Origin of the sequence: Steroidobacter gossypii, from assembly GCF_016801985.1 — a bacterium.
Classification (GTDB): Bacteria; Pseudomonadota; Gammaproteobacteria; order Steroidobacterales; family Steroidobacteraceae; genus Steroidobacter; species Steroidobacter gossypii.
Genome location: NZ_JAEVLS010000001.1, coordinates 1156658 through 1174907 on the forward strand (window position 1 = coordinate 1156658; position 18250 = coordinate 1174907).

The following is an 18250-nucleotide window of genomic DNA, read 5'->3' on the forward strand; positions in this document are numbered from 1 at the left end:
CACCGAATGAGTGCCGGGGTATGTCCCGGCGCGCGCATCTTGCTGGAGCGGCGGCCGAAGCGCAAACCAACTACTTAACAGTTGCGCGCTGCTGCACTTTGAGCAATATCAGGGCCGCCTGTTCCATCTGGCGCGGCGACATGGAGGTTCGTGGCACTCGCTTCTCGACCAGCCCTGCCTTCCAGGCGTCGAACACGACCGGATTGATATATGACTTGCGGCACACCGAAGGCGTGTTGCCCAGCGCCTCGGCGACACTACGGGCGGTCGCAGTCACGCAGGAGTTGAAGGCGCTCTTGGTCATCGGATCCTTGCGCGCCTGGCACGACAGGAAAGCGATCGCCCGCACCGTTCCGCCCCAGGTGCGAAAGTCCTTGGCGGTGAAATCGTTGTTGCCGCCCATCGCCTCGCGCAAATAGTCGTTCACCATGCCCGAGTCGATTGGTTGCCGCTGGCCCTCATCGTCCACGTATTGAAACAGAGCTTGACCGGGCAACTGCTGAATGTGACGGATGAGTCGCGCCAGCCTGCGGTCGTCCAAAACCACCTCGTGCTGACGGCCGCTCTTGCCGCGGAAGTTGAATGACGCTCGGCCGTCCCGCAGAAACTTCACATGCTTGTTTCGCAGCGTCGTCAATCCATACGACCGGTTGGTGCGGGCGTATTCCTCATTGCCCACGCGAATCAATGTCTCTTCGAGCAGTGTGACAATGACCGCGAGCACCTTGTTCTTGGGCAGGCCGGGCAGCGCCCGATCCTGCTTCAGCCGCCGGCGCAGCTTCGGCAGCTGCCTGCCGAACTCGATCATCTTGGAGAACTTGCCGTTGTCGCGGGTGGTACGCCATTCCGGGTGATAGCGATATTGCTTGCGACGACGGGCGTCGCGACCCGTGGCTTGCAGGTGGCCCCGATCCTTGGTGCAGATCCAGACGTCGGTGTACGCCGGCGGAATGGCCAGGCTGCGAATGCGCGCGAGGATGCGCTCTTCAGTGATGCGCTTCTGATCCGGGCCCAGATAGTAGAAGCCTTTGCCTCGCTTGTGACGCTCGATGCCGGGCTCGGCGTCGGAAACATAGATCAGTCCATTGGCGCGTGCATGCTGGTGAGCCTGCAATACCGATTCGGGCAGATCAGGCGGCAGCTCGCGCATGGGACCGTCGCCGGACTCCGTCAGGACGGAGTGTCGGCCCGTCTCCGCTGCAACAGCCCCCAACCGATCATCGCTACGCCGATCAGCAGCAACAGATGGACCGCAAACACGGCCATCTTGATGCCCAGCCAGAGAATGGCCCAGGCCACCACCAACCCGATTCCCAACCACACCAGAGGCTTCATGCGATTCGTCTCCTGCGCCAGGAATGGCTGCCGTGAGAGAACGTCTCATCGGTGCCTTGGTTCCGAACGCCGCCCCACGCCATCCATCGGGCCATCGACGGGCCTTGGTTCGAGCCATCATTTGATAGCCGAATTGACGCGGCATGGGCGCTGCGACACTCTGCTGTCCCCCGCTTTCCGACAACATCTTTGCGCCAGGGAGCGCCGTGCTCATGTCGAATGCCACGCTGCGTGTCTTGTTTCATGCCCTGTTGCTGGCCCTTGCGACCTGCCAGTTCATGCCTTCGCCAGCCGCGGCTGCCGAGCGTCGGTTGCTTACTGCCGAGGACATCATCGCCGTGCGAAACGTAAGCGATCCCCAGCTCTCGCCCGACGGACAATGGGTCGCCTATGAGGTTCGCACTGCCGATCCGGTCAAGGACAAATCCAATACTCATATCTGGATGTCGAGCTGGGACGGCAAGCAGAGCGTGCAGCTCACATACTCCGAAGACAGCGAGCATTCGCCGCGCTGGAGTCCAGATGGCAAGTATCTCGGTTTCCTGACGGCTCGCGGCGAAGACGAGCCGCCTGAACAGGTGTGGCTGCTGGATCGCCAGGGCGGGGAAGCCAAGCCTCTGACAGGATTCAACGGCGAGGTGATCGAGTTCAGCTGGTCGCCGGATGGCAAGAAGCTGGCGTTGATCGTTGCAGACGAGGATCCGCGCAAGCAGCGCGGCGCGGATAAAGACAAGACTCCGCCGCCCATCGTCATCGACCGCTACTACTTCAAGGAAGACGGCAGTGGCTACCTGGGCAGCCAGCGACGACATTTGTATGTATTCGACGTCGCCTCTCGCCAGGCCGACAACCTGACGCCGGATCGTTTCGATGAGAGCGCGCCGAGCTGGTCGCCCGATGGCAGCCGCATCGCCTTCTACAGCAATCGTAGCGACGACCCGGATCGCAACAGCGAGTTCGGCCTGTACACGATCGAGCCGCGGGCGGGCGCAACCCCGCAGCTGGTGACCAAGTTCCAGGGCGATACGGGCGATACATCCTGGATGAGCCCGCCGGCATGGCGACCCGACGGCCGCGAGCTCGCGTTCCTGACCGCGGGCGATCCCAAGCTCATTTATTACTCGCTCCACAATCTCGCCATCGTGCCGGCTGGCGGCGGCGCTGCACGCATCGTGACCAAAGAACTGGACCGCAATGTAATCGAGCCGCAATGGTCGGCCGATGGCGCATCGATCTATTTCCTGCTGGAAGACGACCGCAACCAGGTGCTGGCGCGCATAAACGTCGGCAATGGAAGAATCGACCGGCTGTTGAATGGGCGGCGCGAGTCGACCGATTACGATCTCGGCAGCAAAGGCCGCATCGCTTTGCTCGATAGCACCGTCGACACGCCGAACACGGTCTACGCTCTGGAAGGCAAGCGATTGCGCGCATTGTCACATCACAATGACGACTGGCTCGCGGGCGTGAATCTCGGGACGACGGAGGAGATCTCGTTTTCTTCCAAGGATGGCACGCGCGTCAGCGGGTTCGTCGTGAAGCCGCCGGGGTTTGTCGCCGGGCGCCGCTACCCGACGTTGCTTTGGATTCACGGCGGGCCGGTCTCTCAGTACGCGAATTCTTTCATGTTGCCCTGGCAGATCTTCGCTTCACAGGGTTATGTGGTGGTTGCCGCCAATCCGCGCGGCAGCTCGGGCCGCGGGGAGGCGTACACGACGGCCATCTACAAGGATTGGGGCGGCAAGGATTCGGAAGACGTGCTTGCGGCCGTTGACTACGTGGTTCAGCAAGGAATCGCCGATGCGAATCGGCTCGGTGTCGGCGGCTGGAGCTATGGCGGCATCCTGACCAATGTGGTCATCGCCAAGGACACGCGCTTCAAGTCGGCCACCAGCGGCGCTTCGATCTCGAACGTGCTGGCTGGCTACGGGACGGACATGTATATCCGCGAGTACGAGATGGAGCTCGGCTTGCCGTGGAAGGACCTCGACACCTACCTGCACAACTCCTACGCGTTCCTGCACGCAGACCGCATCAAGACGCCCACCTTGTTCCTCTGCGGCGATCAGGATTTCAACGTGCCGCTATTGAACTCCGAGCAGATGTATCAGGCGCTGCGCAGCCTCGGCGTGCCGACGCAGCTGGTGATCTATCCCGGCGAGAATCACGGCATCCGTAAACCGTCGTACCAAAAGGATCGGATGCAACGGTATCTGGATTGGCACGGCAAGTATCTGCAGCCTACTTCTTCTTAGCCGCCGGGCGACGTTTAGCGCCCGTGGTCCGGGGCGGCGACTCGGTGTCGCCGCGCCGGCGCAGGCCTTCGATCAGCGCGTCACCGCGAGTCGTGCGGACAATCTGATCGCGTTGCATATCGTCGCGAATGCCGATTGCCGCAGCGGCCGGCTGACGAATCAGATACGCACCTCGTGGAGTGAACGCCGTCTCCTGCGACGTGGACGCAGCCGACGGCTCCACCGGGTCGTACGCTTTGTACCACCAACGCGCCGCTTGCCAGATCGCCTCGGGACAGCTGGATGCAGAGGGCAACCCGGGGCTCAGATCGATGCCGGCCAATCCGTGCGCCCGTTCCAACAGCGTTGCAGACGGAATGCCATGCCCCTGCATCAGCGGGTTTCCGCTGCCTCCAACCGCCCAGCAGTAACCCAGCCACGCCACCACCTGAGCTAACAGGTCAACGATGTTTCTTTCCTGGCCGATCCGCGCGACATGCTCCTTGATCGCTGCGTGATCCTCGGTGAACTGCAGGATGGCGATGTTCGGATAGAACATCGGACTTCCATAGCGGGACGCAGCATCCAACGCGACTGCTTCCAAGCCATTGCGCTCCACGCGCGCACTGCTGTCGCTAATGGCATCAACGCGAGCCGTCATCATCGTCTGGCCGTCGATCAACAGACCGCAGGTCGACCAGAAGCTGGGCAATAAATCGTGCCGCAGCTCCGACTGCGCGACCCGCATTCGAAAATCGACGATGGCGGTGCCTCCCAGCAACAGCACGCCATCGCGATAGCCGGTCGATTGCAGCCATTCGAAGTTCGCGAGCGCCCCGTCGGCAACGGCATCGGCGGGCGTTTCTTTCAGCAGAGGATTGCCGATGGCAACATCGGAGCGACGCAGTCCGGACAGATTCATGAGCTGTTCCCTAAGAAATATTCCTTGCGGAAACGGGCGCGGCCGGTGTCGAGATCGTCCAGCCGCCATTGCGACACCGTGCAGAACACACGCCGCCCGCGGCGATAGAACTCCAGCAGCATCGTTCCTTCGGCAGAGGAGCGCAGCGATTCGTCCGTGTGTATGGTCGCACCATTGAACGGATGCAGCGCCGGCAGACTTCCTTTCTGCGGCGCGGGCGCCCAGTCGCCCAGGAACGATAACAAGCGACCGCCGGCAACCAAAGCGAGCGGCGAGCTGATCAGTTCAGTGACTCGACGCTCGCCACTTCCCGCCGACGCGGGCAATGATGCCGAGGCGACACGGCTGAAGTGCAAGTCTCCCGTAAGCACGACGGTGCTGCGCTTAGCGCGACCGAGCACCTCCATGAGCATCGCATATTCGGCCCGGTAGTCCGCCAAACGATAGTCGGCGAAATCCCCTCTGCGCTGAGATGCTGCCTCGAACAGAGGCTGCCCCAAGATCAATACGCCCAGCCCGTGTGGCTCCGCAGCCCAGGCGCGCAGCCGTTGCCACTGTGCCTCTGAAAACAAACGCCCGCCGTATTCGGCACGATTCACTCTTGAATCGAGCACCAGAAAATCCAGCGGCGGCACCTGGCATCGCTGTGCATTTCCAGTGTCGCCTTGGAATGTCTGCAGGAGTTCGCGAGCCATGGCCAGCCACGCTTCACGCGTGGCGCGTTTGCGTGTATCGCGCGCGACCGCGCTAGGGTTCGGGGCGTTGTTCCATAGCTCGTGATCGTCCGCGCAGAATACGTTCGCGCCGGTCGGAAAGACAGCTCCCAGACCCTGGTTGGCAAACCAGGTTCGTGCATAGGTAGCCGAGTGCAACCGCTCCAGCTCCGGCACGCTATGAGACTGAATCGCGAATTCGTACCACGGCGCATCCAAATACACCTGATCGCCGGCCCAGACGCGCAGATGCGGCCGCAATCCCTGGCGATCCAACTGAGAGAGCAGCGAGGACGCAAGGCGAGAGCGTTTGTTGCCGGTGAAGTAACACGACGACAACAGGACGCGCAGCGGCTTGGTTTCATCGCCGAGCTGTTCAGGCAGGGTGACGAAGCGAGCGTGCGCCTGGTCCTCACCTTCGACAGCAACGCTCACGCGATATGCCCGATCCGGTGCGAGATGCATCATGTCGACGAACTGATAGTGCAACGGCATGGCAGCGGTCGGTTGCCATTGCCCGGGCTGGCCTGCTGGAAAGCTCTGCCAGTCTTTTGCGCGCACCGGGACATCGATGCCGTCAACTCGCAGCGAGACTGAACCGAGCAGCGCTGCATCGATGCCTCGCACGCACAGCCAAAGCCGGGCGCTGCGCTGAGTGACGAGGTGCGGCACTAGATGAAGCATGGCGCGAAATTCTGCCGGTCCGTGGACGCCAGCGGCAAGCAATCTCCTCTGTCGTTATATACAGTTTTGCGCCATCATAGCCGCGATGAGTATCGCCGCCAGCACCGCCCAGGATTCCGCACCCGTCTCGGCTTTCGGAGAAGGGCTCAACGCCGCTCAGCGACGCGCGGCTTTGTACGGCGCGCGCACTGCCGACGGTTTTTCAGCGGGACCATTGCTGATCATCGCCGGCGCCGGCACCGGTAAAACCAACACGCTGGCGCACCGGGTCGCCCACCTGTTGCTCGAGGGCGTGCCTCCCGAGCGCATTCTGCTGCTGACCTTCACTCGTCGCGCCGCTCAGGAGATGCTTCGTCGAGCAGAACGCATCGCTACTCAAGCGCTCGCCGATTCACCGAGGGGCGGGGCGATTCACATCAACGCTGCGCGTCTGCTTTGGTCCGGCACGTACCACTCCATCGGCAATCGGCTGATACGAGAGTACGCGCACGTGGTCGGCCTGGAGCCGTCGTTCTCCGTGCTGGATCGAGGCGACGCCGCCGATCTGCTGGACGTCGTTCGGCAGGAGCTCGGCTTTTCCAAGAAAGAGAAACGCTTCCCCCGCAAGGACACGTGCCTGGCCATCTACTCGCACAAGGTGAACAGCCGCGCGCCCCTGGCGCAGACGTTGCAGGATTTCTTCCCCTGGTGCGCCGAGTGGGGCGACGAACTCGGCAAGCTGTTCCGCCGCTACGTCGAGATCAAACACTCGCAGCAGCTGCTCGATTACGACGATCTGCTGCTTTATTGGCACCTGCTCGTGCAGGAAGGGCAACTCGCCCAGGACATCGGTGCCCGCTTCTCGCACGTGCTGATCGACGAGTACCAGGACACCAACACGCTGCAAGCGGAAATCGTCATGGCGATGAAACCGCAGGGGACCGGCGTCTGCGTGGTCGGCGACGATGCGCAGGCTATCTACTCGTTCCGTGCCGCGACGGTGGAGAACATCCTTGAGTTTCCAACGCGGTTCTCGCCAGCCGCTGAAGTGATCAAGCTGGAGCACAACTATCGCTCCGTGCAACCGATTCTGGATGCGGCCAACTGCCTGATGAGCGACAGCCCTCGCCAGTATCAGAAGGAACTGCGCTCGGGCCGCGCCTCATCGCGTCGCCCCGTTTATGTTTCCGTGCAGGATGACAAAGCTCAATCGCTGTACGTGGTGGAGCAGATCCTGGCGGCGCGAGAACAAGGCGTGCCGTTGCGCCGGCAGGCGGTGTTGATGCGCAATTCACATCATGGCGACGTGCTCGAGCTGGAGCTGATCCGGCGCAATATTCCCTACACGAAATACGGTGGCCTGAAGTTTCTCGAAGCCGCGCACGTGAAGGATGTGTTGGCGCTGCTGCGGTGGGCGGACAATCCGAAACATCGCATCGCCGGCTTTCGCGTCCTGCAATTGTTGACCGGGGTCGGCCCGGCGGTCGCGGATCGTTGTTTGAAAGTCTTCGAAGCCAGCGGCTTCGCCTGGCCGACGCTCGCTTCCTATCGCATGCCGGCCGCGGCCGAAAAGGACTGGGCCGGATTGGTGGAGCTCGTCGACGACCTCACCCAGGCGCGCGAGTGGATCGGCCAGCTCGGTCGACTGCGCAAATGGTACGAGCCGCAGCTCGAGCGCATTTACGACGCGGCCCGGGTGCGCATGGGCGACATCGAGCAGCTGGAACGGCTGGCAGGGCAATATGCATCGCGCGAGCAGTTCATCACCGAGCTGACGCTGGATCCGCCAAAGGTCAGCAGCGACCTGGCCGGCGATCCGGCGCGCGACGAGGATTATCTGATCCTGTCCACCATCCATTCGGCGAAAGGCCAGGAGTGGGACTCGGTGTATGTCTTGAACGTGGCTGACGGCAACTTCCCCAACGAACATGCCACCGGCCGTCCGGATCTGATCGAGGAAGAGCGGCGCCTGCTATACGTTGCGATGACCCGGGCCAAGCACGACCTGCATCTGGTGGCGCCGCTCAGGTACTACATCACTCAGCAGAGTCGCACTGGCGATGCGCACGTCTACGGCGCGCGCAGCCGGTTCATGACCGATCAGCTCATGCAATGTTTCGAACAGAAAGCATGGCCGGCCGTGCCCAACACTCCTGCCAGCAAGGCCTCTGAGACCAAAGTACGAATTGACGCAGCCGCAGCGCTACGCGCAATGTGGGACTGACCCACTCAACAAAATAACTCGCACGGTCCAACCATGGCGAAGCGCAAGTCCAGCGCCGCGGCTAGCCGCGGCCGTCAGCCTGCCAAAAAAAAGCGAATCTTCGACGTACGGCGGGACACGCTCGACTTCCGGGACAAGATGTATGTTCCCAGCTTGATCGAGGTGCCCACCGAGCGTGAGCTGCAGCGTTATCGCGAGTATGGCATTCCCATTCTCGATCAGGGCTACGAAGGCGCCTGCACCGGCTATGGGCTCGCGACGGTGGTCAACTACCTGCTCACGACCCGTAAAGTCGTGAGCGATTGCAATCCGGTCAGCCCACGCATGCTGTATGAGCTGGCCAAGCGTTACGACGAGTGGCCCGGCGAAAGTTATTCAGGCTCGAGCGCGCGTGGCGCCATGAAGGGCTGGCACAAGCACGGGGTGTGCTCCGAGGCGCTGTGGCCCTCGGTCCCGAGTAAGAGCAATAAGGGTCAGCTGATCAGCGGCCTGAACGACGCGCGCACCGCCGATGCTCTGCGCCGCCCGCTTGGCGCCTACTACCGTGTGAATCACAAAGACGTGGTGGCCTTGCATGCCGCCATTGCGGAAGTCGGCGTGTTGTTTGCCACGTCGAACGTTCATCAGGGTTGGACCCAACCGGGTGACGACGGCATGATCGAGCAGTCGGACACGCTGCTCGGCGCGCATGCCTTCGCCATCGTCGGATATGACAAGCGCGGGCTTTGGATCCAGAACTCCTGGGGCGAGCAGTGGGGCTATCAAGGCTTTGCTTGCATCAGCTACGACGACTGGCTGCAGAATGCCACCGATGTGTGGGTCGCTCGCCTGGGTGCGCCCATCGAGCTCAAGAAGAGCAGTTCGACCGCCGTGGCGCATTCCGCTTCGGCGGGGCTCTCGGCCGCTTATTCCTATCCAGATCTGCGGCCGCATATCATCAGCCTTGGCAACAACGGTGAATTCAAGGCCGGCGGCAACTACGGCACCTCGGCCGAAGAAGTGGCCGAGCTGTTCAAAAGTGAGCTGCCGAAAGCCATCGAGAACGCCGGCTATAAACACATTCTGCTGTACGCGCACGGCGGGCTGGTCAGCGAGAACGCAGCCGTGCAACGGCTCGCCGATTACCGGCCGACCATGCTCTCGGCCGGCATCTATCCGTTCACGTTTATCTGGCACAGCGACTACTGGACCACGGTCAAGAACATATTGAACGACGCCTTCCAGCGCCGCCGGCCGGAAGGCGCGCTCGACGCCACCAAGGACTTCATGCTGGATCGGCTCGACGATGCCCTCGAGCCGCTCGCCCGATTGCTCTCGGGCAAAGCCGCCTGGGACGAAATGAAAGAGAACGCGCTCGCGGCGACCCGGAACACCAAGGGTGGCGCTCGCGCGGTCGTCGGGCATTTGAAGCGGCTGCTGAGCAAGCTTTCTGGCGCGCAGACCCCAAAGATTCATATCGTCGGCCATAGTGCCGGCAGCATCTTGCATGCGCCCTTGATCACAGCCCTCAACGATGCGGGCATCGACATAGAGACTTGCACGCTATGGGCGCCGGCTTGCACCATCAAGTTGTTCAAGCAGCACTACCTTCCCGCGATCAAGAATAAGCGCATCAAGCGATTCGCGCTGTTTACGCTGTCGGACAAGGCGGAGCAGGACGACGAGTGCGCCAACCTGTATCACAAGTCGCTGCTGTATCTGGTCTCGCATGCATTCGAGGACCAGCCTCGCATTCCACTATTCCGCGAAGGCGAGCCGATCCTCGGCATGGAGAAGTTCCTGCGCAAGGATGCGGAACTGATGACCTTGTTCAAGAGCGGCAATGCCGACCTGGTGATCTCGCCGAACAACCGGCCGATCGGCGCCATCGATGCGTCGACCTCGCTACATCACGGCGATTTCGACGATGACGACGCAACCGTGCGCGCGACTCTGCGCCGGATCCTCAGCGACGGCCCGGCGAAGAGCGAGACGCTCAAGTTTCAACGTTCCGCCTCGTCCTTGCGCGAAAGTCGAGTGCGCGCAGATAAGGCGGCAGGGTTCTGACGGGTTTCACGCCGACGTTGCATGGAGCTTTGACCGAGCCTGTGCAGCGTCGGTCGATCGGCAGCCGCAACGAGAAACGCAGGGAGGTGCGCTTACATGGCACGACGCGCAGGGCTGGCTGCCGGATGGTAGGCCGCTCGCTTGGATCTGCAGACGCGGAGTGCACGATGAGATACGTGCCCGTTGTGAGTCGAGTTGTCGCGATCCTGCCTGCCGCCAACTCCAACACACGCGCGGTGCCGCTCGGCGCCATCACCACGCGCCACGGCGGTACATACTCCACGAGCTGAAGCACCCGCATTTGCCGATTTAGAAACACGACGTCGATGCTGAAGCGCATCCCAAGCGTGTGAATGCTTCCGCCCGGAATCAGTAACAGTCCTTGCTGGTCGGGGATGCGGGTGCGACGGAGCAAACCGAGGCAGCGCGAGCGGAACGAACAAGCCATCTCTACGTGACGGGCGATGCACCGGCCGTCCACGGTACGTAACTCCACAGTCTTCATGGTGCGTCCTTGCACTCCTGCATCGAGAATCTATCAGAACAAGCTGAGCACCCCGGCCTGCAGCAGCTGAATGACGATGGGAAAGCCGATGATGATGAAGGTCGTCGGAAACAGCAGGGCGATCAGCGGGAACAGCATTTTCACCGGCGCCTGATTGGCCAGTTTTTCGGCGCGGAGGAATCTTTCCTGCCGCCGTTGTCGAGCTTGCTCGGTCAGCACTTCGCCGAGCGAACCGCCGGTTTGCTCAGCCTGCGCGACGGCGGCCACGAAGTTGGTCACCGCCGGCAGTGACACTCGCGCCGCCAGTCGATCCATCGCGGCTCGTCTTGCCAAGCCCGCTCTCGATTCTCGCAGGTAGCGGGAGAATTCCTGCTGCACGGGGCCGCTGCGCATCGAGCTGACCGCTTGCTCCAGGGCGGCAGTGAAGTTCAGGCCGGCTTTCATGGTCAGCACGAGTACGTCCAGGAAGAACGGGAACTCTTTCTCGAAGCGGGCCTGGCGTTGCTTTGTGATTTCCCTCAGTCGCAAGTCCGGAAACAGGAACGAAAGTGGCGCCATGGCCGCCGCTACCGCCAGGTGCAGTGGATCTCGCAGCTCGAACAAGAGGATGAGCGCCGCCGCCATCGCCGTTCCGAGCACCGAGACGACGCGTCGAATGATCACGAATTCTGCTGGGCTGATCATGTAAGCCGCGCCTGCGGCATCCAGCCGTGTTTGGATGACCTCGCGCCGCTGCGGCGTCAGCGAGGATTCCACGGAGGCGCTGTACCAGCGCATGGCGGGTCGGAGCGCCTTGAGAAACCATGGTAGGCGGTCGCGCCAAGCCTCGTCGCGTGTCGTCGGCGCATGAGTGGCGCTGCGCAGGGCAAGAGGAAGCAGCACGATCAAGCAGCAGCTCGCGCTAGCTAAGAGCATGGGCAGGTACATACTCGACATGGTTCATCTCAACGCGATGCTCTGCTTCGTGGCCAAGCCGACGACCGGCGATTACACATCGATGCGCACGATCTTGCGGATCAGCCAGGCCGCAAGCGCCATCATCCCGGCGATGATGACGAGCACGATCCAGCCATACCATTGCGTGAACAGCAAACTCATGCGTTCCGGCTGCTGTTGATACAAGACCAGGCCGATGAAGATGGGCAGCAGCCCAACCACCCAGCCTTGCGCGCGACCCATGGATGTCAACGCGTCGATCTTGCCTTCGACGTGTGCCTTCTCTTGTAGGGTCCGCGCAAGCGACTCGAGCGTATCGGCCAGATTGCCACCCACTCGGCGCGAAACGTTCATCGCCGTATTCATCAGGTCCAACTCCGGCGCGCCCACGCGACGGCGCAGGTCATCGAGTGATTCGGCCAAGGGTCGCCCGATTCGTTGCTCGGCAAGCACAATGCTGAATTCCTGACAGAGAGGCGCCGGCTGACGCGATGCCATCAACTCGAGCCCACGGGTCAGCGTGGACCCGGCTCGCAAGGCCGCGCCCAGCGCGAGCAATGCATCCGGAAGTTGGTAGACGAACTGTTTGCGTCTTCGCTCCGCGATGCGCCTTGCGATCAGCCAAGGACCGGTGAGGCTTGCAATGATGGCGACAACGCAGGCGACGGGCCCAGCGGCGGCAAAGGCTGCTGAACCTGAGACCACTGTGAGCGCGATGCTCCAGAGGAACATGGCGCGCGGATTCGTTAGCACGAAGCTTTGTTTCAGACTGGCGCCGATCGTGGCGATGAACGAGCGTTGGTAGCTCAGAACAGCGCGTGCGACGACAGCCGCCAGTATTGCCGCTGCGATGCCAGTGCATGCGACAGGCGCGAACATGGTGTTTGAAAGAGAGTACATCTCGTCTATCGCTCCGGCGCATCGGAAAAGAGGGTTCGATCCAGGCGCACTCCGGCTTCCTCCAGGGCCTCGTAGAAGGCTGGCGGCTGACCGCATGCCTGATAGCTGCCGATGATTGCGCCACCAGCACCCACTCCCCTTTGCCGGAAGCTGAATAGCGGCTGCGTCAGGATCACATCGCCCTCCAGTCCCTCGATGGCGATGATGGCGGTGACGCGACGACGGCCATCGCTGAACCTCGATAGTTGCACGACGATGTCGACCGCCGATGCAATCTGTTCGCGAACCGCTCGTATCGGAAGCTCCATGCCGGCCATCAGCACCATCACCTCCAGTCGCGAGAGCAGGTCGCGAGGAGAATTTGCATGTGCTGAGGTCAGCGATCCGTCATGTCCGGTGTTCATGGCCTGCAGCATGTCGAGCGCTTCGCCGCCTCGACACTCGCCAACGATGATCCTGTCCGGCCGCATGCGAAGCGCGTTGCGAACCAGATCTCGAATGGTGATCTCACCGCGTCCTTCCACATTCGGCGGTCGAGCCTCGAGCGACAATACGTGTGGCTGCGCTAGTTTCAGCTCGGCAGCGTCTTCGATGGTGACGATGCGTTCAGTGCTCGAGATATATTCCGAGAGGGCATTCAGGAAGGTCGTCTTGCCGGTGCCCGTGCCGCCCGACACGATGATGTTCTTGCGATATTGGACGCAGACTTTCAGGAACTCGGCCATCGCCTGCGAAAGCGCGCCGATGTTCACGAGCCGTTCCATAGAATAGCGTTGGCCACCGAAGCGGCGAATGGTGAGCACCGGGCCGATCAAGGATAACGGCGGAATGATGGCGTTGACTCGCGATCCGTCCGGCAGACGGCCATCGACCATGGGAACGCCCTCGTCGATGCGGCGGCCGATGGGCGCTACGATGCGTTCGATGACGCGCATCAGCGAGTCGGCGCTGATGAAGCGCGCTGGCACCGAGGCGAGCAGACCGTTGCGTTCGATGTAGATCTGGTTGGGGCCGTTCACCATGACTTCGCTGACCGAGTCGTCGTGGAGATAGGGTTCGATCGGGCCGTAGCCCATGATCTCCGCCGTCATTTCCTGGACGAAGCTGGTTGCGTCGATGTTTGCGGGGAGGCGTACTGCTCCCGAGGCCAGGATGGCTTCGATGGCCTGCTTCGCTTCGGAACGAAGGTCCGCGCTGGCCAGATTGTTGAGTGCGGTACGACGGAACAAATCCAGCTCACGCAGCACCAACGGCTGCAGTTGTTCCTTTAGCGCTGCCGACATTTCGGCGTGCGAGGTGGTCATCGTGCGGTCCTTCGCCTTTGTGGGTCAGTCGAGATAACGCACGTTCGTCCATGAACGGCGGATGTGTTCCGACAGGTGTGGCAACTTGTCTCTCAAGGTGACTGCCTGCATCACCACGGCCGGGCGGCCTTCGCGGTGGCCACAGAAGATCAGCACGTCGATGGGCATCTTGTCCGACTTGGCGTGGAGGATTGCTTCGTAGCCCGTCAGGTCGCCGAAGGAGCGCTGCCTTATCTCTTTCGGCGGTTGAGTGCGGTAGTTGGCGGCAATCTGATGAAGCACGCCGCGCGCGGCGGCTTCCAGCTCGGTCTCACGGAGTTTGAGGTGCGGCATGACGGTCCAGCTCATGTATGCCGGCGGATAGGTGAGCGCCGGGGTTTCGGCGACGAACGTGAATGCGTCGCCTACGTCGCTGAGGTGCGTTTCCCACTCCGGGTCCTGCTCGGTCCAGATCTCGAGGTTCAGTTCAGGCAGGCGGTGGATGATCATTGGCCGGCCTGCTCTTGTGCTCGCGGCAGCGATGCACGCTGTCATTGCGAAGAAGGCGATTAGAAGTATGGTGTTTCTCATAGCGCGCCTCCTTTCGCGATCAGACCGATCAGGAAAGCTGTCGTGGTGGCGACCAGGCCGGTCCAGTGGTTCGCGCGTCGGAATGCGTCGCGCCAGTTCAAGCGCGCGAGCAGCCACACGATCAGCCAGATCAGGGCGTAGGAGAGTACGAAGCGGCCGAGGAGGTTGCCGAGGAGATAGGCGCTCATGCGATCAGCCTTCTCGCATGCGTACGTTTGGTCGCACACCCGAGCTTGGGTTCCGCTCGCGAGCCGATCTTCGATCGAACGGGCGAATCGGGTTCGATGTGCGGTCGAACGGGTGGAGCCGGTTCGATGTGCGGTCGACTTGTTTCATTGGCGTCCTTGCCTCTGTTGTTCCTGCTTCGGCCCTGCTTAGCGCGTTGTCGCCTGCTTCGTCCCTGCCTAGCTCGCCTGCTTCGTCTTCATTGCGGCTTCGAGCGGCTCAGTGCCTCTTGCAGCGGTGTGTAAATCACTCGTAGCTGCTGGTCAGTGATGTTGGTGTAGTCGGCCAGCAGCTGGCGCACTTGATGCGCCGGTTCCTCCAGGCCGATGTGCCACTCGATCGGCACCCCACCGGCTTTCGCTGCCGCCCGTACCTGGCGCTTCGCTTCATTCAACACCGGGCCGTCCCAGCCTCTCAGGCCCCACTCCTTTGGATGTCTCTTGAGACGTCGGAAGAGTTTGGCGTAGAGCAGGACTTTTCTCTGGCTGTCATAGCCGTCGAAGTTGATGCAGTGAACTGTGTACTTCCTGTTCGCGGGCGCGCCGCTGATGAATTGCTCGTATATTTCTTCTTCCCTGTCTGGCGGCCAGCCTTCTATCGCGTACGTCGCGTCGTTCACCAGCCCAAACTCGTCCAGCACCTCTCGCACCCGAATGCCGGCAGCTACGTCTGCCGGGTTGTTGGCGTCGGGCATGTGTGGTGTTGTTTGGATCAGGATGCCGTTGGCGAAGGGTTCGTGATGGATGTCGTTTGGGAGGCAGGTGGCTAGGTTAGGGAATGGGAGGTAGTAGAGCCATTGGCCGGCGTATGATGGTTGCTCTGTCATCCTGATTGCATTCCTGAACTTCGAAAGATAGACACCTGCGAGGTCGCATCGCCATTTTTCTATAAGTAACGATAAGAGCTGCCTGACTACCGGAGGCTTCGTAAGACTCAACACGGAACTCTTCGATAGGCAGATCACTGCGCTCGCATTGCTTTCAACGCCCGCCGAGACGCCTTGGAGCTTGATCTCGATGCCGCCCGGTTCCGCCATAGTTGTTGTGCTCTCCTTGCCAGGAGACAAGAAGGATAGAGAGAAGCCAATCCTGCTGAGTGTTTCTGGGCCGAGCTCTTCATTGCGGAGATTAAGGTAGTCTCCCGTGTTCCTTGCATCGAAGACATGCGATGACACCACACTCCCAAAATCGACGTCGGAGGTCAGGAAGGACGTCCTGTCCTTGCCGACGACTATCAGGCGATCAAAAGCTGGGCTGGTGTCACGCAATGCGTGCAGTAGTGAGCGCGTCTTGTTTTCGAACATCTGGAGCGAGTCTGGGGTCTTGAATTTCGAGATTGCCCAAACAATGGTCTCGTCCTGAAAACAATCCATGTGAGCTACTCCGAGATGTCGCTGAGGGGTGTGTAGATAACAGTGATCCCACGTCTATCATCAATGTCGGGTATCCCGCGATCGAGAATTTCTCCGATTCGAACGGCCATCTCTTCATCCACCACTCTCCATTCGATTCGGGTGTCATGACCCCTGATCGCATCCAACTGTCGTCGCGCCTCTTCAAGCAAGCGATCAGCCATCGCGCGCTTAAGCGGCTCATATCGACACCGATCTCCGAGCGGGCACTCCTGGGTCCAATGTTTGGCGTCCAGGAGGGCGTTGCGGGTGGCGTCGTAGCCGTCGAAGTTGACGCCGTTGACATTGTACTCGACGCCGCGAGGCGCACCGGTGATGCGTTCCTGGTAGCGATAGGCGTCATTGTCCGGCCGGGTGATGGAGGACCAGGTGCCGGGGCCGCCGTCGGTGGCGCCGAGGGCGAAGTTGCTGGGGCTGCGAGGGACATGGTAAGGAACGCGGATCGTGCAGGTGGCGTTGTGCGCCCACACACGCTCGGCGCCGACGAAGTAACTGGCGTCGTCCGCGACAGTGAGATTGAAAACCTGCAGCGGCGCATCGACACGCCGATTAACGAGCACCAGCGTGTCGCCACCGGCCGTCGCGAGGGGTGCGCCGACTTCAACATCGGAAACCGGCGTCCAGCCGCGACCCTGCACCCACAACGGGTGCTCATCACTAACAACGAGTCGCGAGCCCTCAGTCTCAACAACACGATGTGTAGAAACACGTCGCTCGAAAACCCGAGTAACGAGCCGCGAGTGATCGAGATAAGTGCGATCGTTACGCGCATCGACCCACTCGCCAGGTGAGAGCGACTGAATGGGCACACTGCGCGCCCCGGCCGACACCGCAGTGTCGGCAGCAAAACTCGCGCAGCCCAGTTCACGTCGAGTCGCATCGGCAGCAGCAGCAAGATCCGCACGGCCAAAGCGAGCAAGCTTGGCCGCGAGCTTGAGCATGAAGGCAGGACTGACATAGCTGCCCAGCACCCGACCGCGATCGAACGCATCGCATTCAATGAGCTGGCTGAGGTCATGACCGAGCGCCGCGCCAATGGTCTGCGCCGTGCCGGCCGGATCCTCCATGAAGGCCATCGCCAGCTCGTACACACCACGAGCCGTCTCAACCGGATCGGTGATCGCAGCAACCAGATCACCGATCTGCTGCTGCAGCCCTTCCCAGAAGCCTCGAACGAACTCGTAAGCATCAGTCGCAAGGCTGCGTAGCTCGTCCCAGACTCGGCCGAGAGCGCTGCGGTCCGCAGCAGCAGGCGCCGGATCGACAGTTGTTACCGAGCAGAGAGGGGTATCGCCGCCAGGACCCGCGGAACTGCCACCGTCGGCATCATCGTCGCCGGGATGTTGGTCCGAGGAATCGTCCTCATCTGGACCAGTGGAGTCGCCGCCTTGGTCAGCTGAATCCTCATCGTCCGCGGATGACTCAGCCGAGCCGAAACCAAAGAAGGAGTCGCCGAGATTGCTACCGCGAGACGAAGAGCCCGGCGCGCTCTGCGCATCTTCCGTTTCTTGTTCGCCGTTGTGGCTGGCGCCACCACCATGGCTGCCGCCTTCGAGAGCCACTCGCGCGACGTTAGAAAGTGCATCGCGCGAGACCAGCAGTTCACTAAACCGCAGCGGACTCTGCATCCGCACCGTCGCGGTCGACGTAATCGGCAATCGATTCCGCCGCAGCAACTGCTGATGAAACGAATCCTGCTCACGCGCCGGCGACAACAATCGCGAGATGAGGCCGCCGACGAGAGGAACCTTCAGCTCGTATCCATAGGTGACCTCGACGCGAAGCAGGTTCGCGTCCTGAATGTTGAGACCGCCGCGGGAGCCCCGTCGTGTGTCGCGGGCGTGCAGCCGATCGTTCGGTAGCTCGCGAACGCCATCGACCTCGACGGCGAAATCATCGAACGTTTCCTGTGTGGGGTTGAGGATGCGAATCCGCGCATCGGTGAGCAGCTCGCCTTCGACACGCGCAACGGCCTCTGCGACACTCGTGAGCGAACTGTCCGGAGAACGCAGCGGCGCCAGCCCCTGCGCCAATCCGCGCCGAATCGATTGCGGAGTTGCATTGGAAACAGCGCCAGCGCGCGCAGCCTGAAGAGCTGCATGATTGAGCGTCGCCTTCGCTTGATAGACGAAGCCGAACTGAACCGCTGCGAGAATGACGACGATCAGCAGCGGCAGTGCAATCGTCGCTTCGACAATTGCAGCACCCCACTGCCGCCGGGCACGGCCTGTCGGTGATGTCACATCCATGTGACGCTCGCTT

15 protein-coding genes and 1 pseudogene are annotated in these 18250 nt (G+C 61.6%); 3 read left to right on the plus strand and 13 right to left on the minus strand.

What is annotated here, in order from left to right; genetic code table 11:
- Positions 1-70: 70 nt before the first annotated feature.
- Both JM946_RS04960 and JM946_RS04965 read right to left on the minus strand, forming a co-directional pair.
- Positions 71-1150 carry a DNA topoisomerase IB gene (locus JM946_RS04960; RefSeq protein WP_203166022.1) on the minus strand — a complete coding sequence of 360 codons (1080 nt, stop codon included), beginning with the start codon at positions 1148-1150 and terminating at the stop codon, positions 71-73.
- Between the two features lie 20 nt (positions 1151-1170).
- Positions 1171-1335, minus strand: coding sequence for a hypothetical protein (locus JM946_RS04965; RefSeq protein WP_203166023.1), 165 nt, complete (start codon positions 1333-1335; stop codon positions 1171-1173).
- Between the two features lie 212 nt (positions 1336-1547).
- Here JM946_RS04965 and JM946_RS04970 point away from each other — a divergent pair, with 212 nt between their 5' ends.
- Positions 1548-3590 carry a S9 family peptidase gene (locus JM946_RS04970; RefSeq protein WP_203166024.1) on the plus strand — a complete coding sequence of 681 codons (2043 nt, stop codon included), beginning with the start codon at positions 1548-1550 and terminating at the stop codon, positions 3588-3590.
- Here the strand turns inward: JM946_RS04970 and JM946_RS04975 are convergent.
- Together JM946_RS04975 and JM946_RS04980 are read right to left on the minus strand one after the other, a co-directional pair.
- On the minus strand, positions 3577-4491 hold the full coding sequence (locus JM946_RS04975; protein ID WP_203166025.1) for a hypothetical protein: 915 nt from the start codon (positions 4489-4491) through the stop codon (positions 3577-3579). The genes JM946_RS04970 and JM946_RS04975 overlap by 14 nt on opposite strands.
- A complete protein-coding gene (locus tag JM946_RS04980) occupies positions 4488-5888 on the minus strand; it encodes an alkaline phosphatase D family protein (RefSeq protein WP_203166026.1) in 1401 nt (466 codons plus the stop codon). Before JM946_RS04980 ends, JM946_RS04975 begins: the two co-directional genes overlap by 4 nt.
- Before the next feature lie 85 nt (positions 5889-5973).
- Here JM946_RS04980 and JM946_RS04985 point away from each other — a divergent pair, with 85 nt between their 5' ends.
- Together JM946_RS04985 and JM946_RS04990 are read left to right on the plus strand one after the other, a co-directional pair.
- Positions 5974-8091 (plus strand): ATP-dependent helicase, encoded by a 2118-nt coding sequence (locus tag JM946_RS04985; RefSeq protein WP_203166027.1) that lies wholly within the window; start codon positions 5974-5976, stop codon positions 8089-8091.
- A gap of 33 nt (positions 8092-8124) precedes the next feature.
- Positions 8125-10137 carry a C1 family peptidase gene (locus tag JM946_RS04990; protein ID WP_203166028.1) on the plus strand — a complete coding sequence of 671 codons (2013 nt, stop codon included), beginning with the start codon at positions 8125-8127 and terminating at the stop codon, positions 10135-10137.
- Here JM946_RS04990 and JM946_RS31520 read toward each other — a convergent pair.
- The 9 genes and pseudogenes from JM946_RS31520 to JM946_RS31525 form a co-directional block, all read right to left on the minus strand.
- A complete protein-coding gene (locus JM946_RS31520; protein WP_203166029.1) occupies positions 10067-10642 on the minus strand; it encodes a DUF192 domain-containing protein in 576 nt (191 codons plus the stop codon). The two genes, JM946_RS04990 and JM946_RS31520, sit on opposite strands and share 71 nt — an antisense overlap.
- A gap of 33 nt (positions 10643-10675) precedes the next feature.
- Positions 10676-11578 (minus strand): type II secretion system F family protein, encoded by a 903-nt coding sequence (locus JM946_RS05000; protein ID WP_218042584.1) that lies wholly within the window; start codon positions 11576-11578, stop codon positions 10676-10678.
- 51 nt (positions 11579-11629) lie between these two features.
- A complete protein-coding gene (locus JM946_RS05005; protein ID WP_203166031.1) occupies positions 11630-12478 on the minus strand; it encodes a type II secretion system F family protein in 849 nt (282 codons plus the stop codon).
- Between the two features lie 5 nt (positions 12479-12483).
- Complete coding sequence (locus JM946_RS05010) at positions 12484-13782, minus strand: CpaF family protein (protein WP_203166032.1); 1299 nt, start codon at positions 13780-13782, stop codon at positions 12484-12486.
- A 24-nt stretch (positions 13783-13806) separates the two neighbouring features.
- A complete protein-coding gene (locus JM946_RS05015; protein WP_203166033.1) occupies positions 13807-14271 on the minus strand; it encodes a hypothetical protein in 465 nt (154 codons plus the stop codon).
- 77 nt (positions 14272-14348) lie between these two features.
- Complete coding sequence (locus JM946_RS05020) at positions 14349-14540, minus strand: hypothetical protein (RefSeq protein ID WP_203166034.1); 192 nt, start codon at positions 14538-14540, stop codon at positions 14349-14351.
- Between the two features lie 236 nt (positions 14541-14776).
- Positions 14777-15949: a hypothetical protein gene (locus tag JM946_RS05025; RefSeq protein ID WP_203166035.1), complete on the minus strand. Its 1173-nt coding sequence runs from the start codon at positions 15947-15949 to the stop codon at positions 14777-14779.
- Positions 15950-15954: 5 nt separating this feature from the next.
- Positions 15955-17616, minus strand: a complete 1662-nt coding sequence (locus JM946_RS05030) for a Tox-REase-5 domain-containing protein (RefSeq protein WP_230979448.1) — start codon at positions 17614-17616, stop codon at positions 15955-15957.
- Between the two features lie 462 nt (positions 17617-18078).
- A pseudogene (locus tag JM946_RS31525) lies at positions 18079-18237 on the minus strand (TadE family protein); the annotation flags it as partial.
- Positions 18238-18250 lie beyond the last annotated feature (13 nt).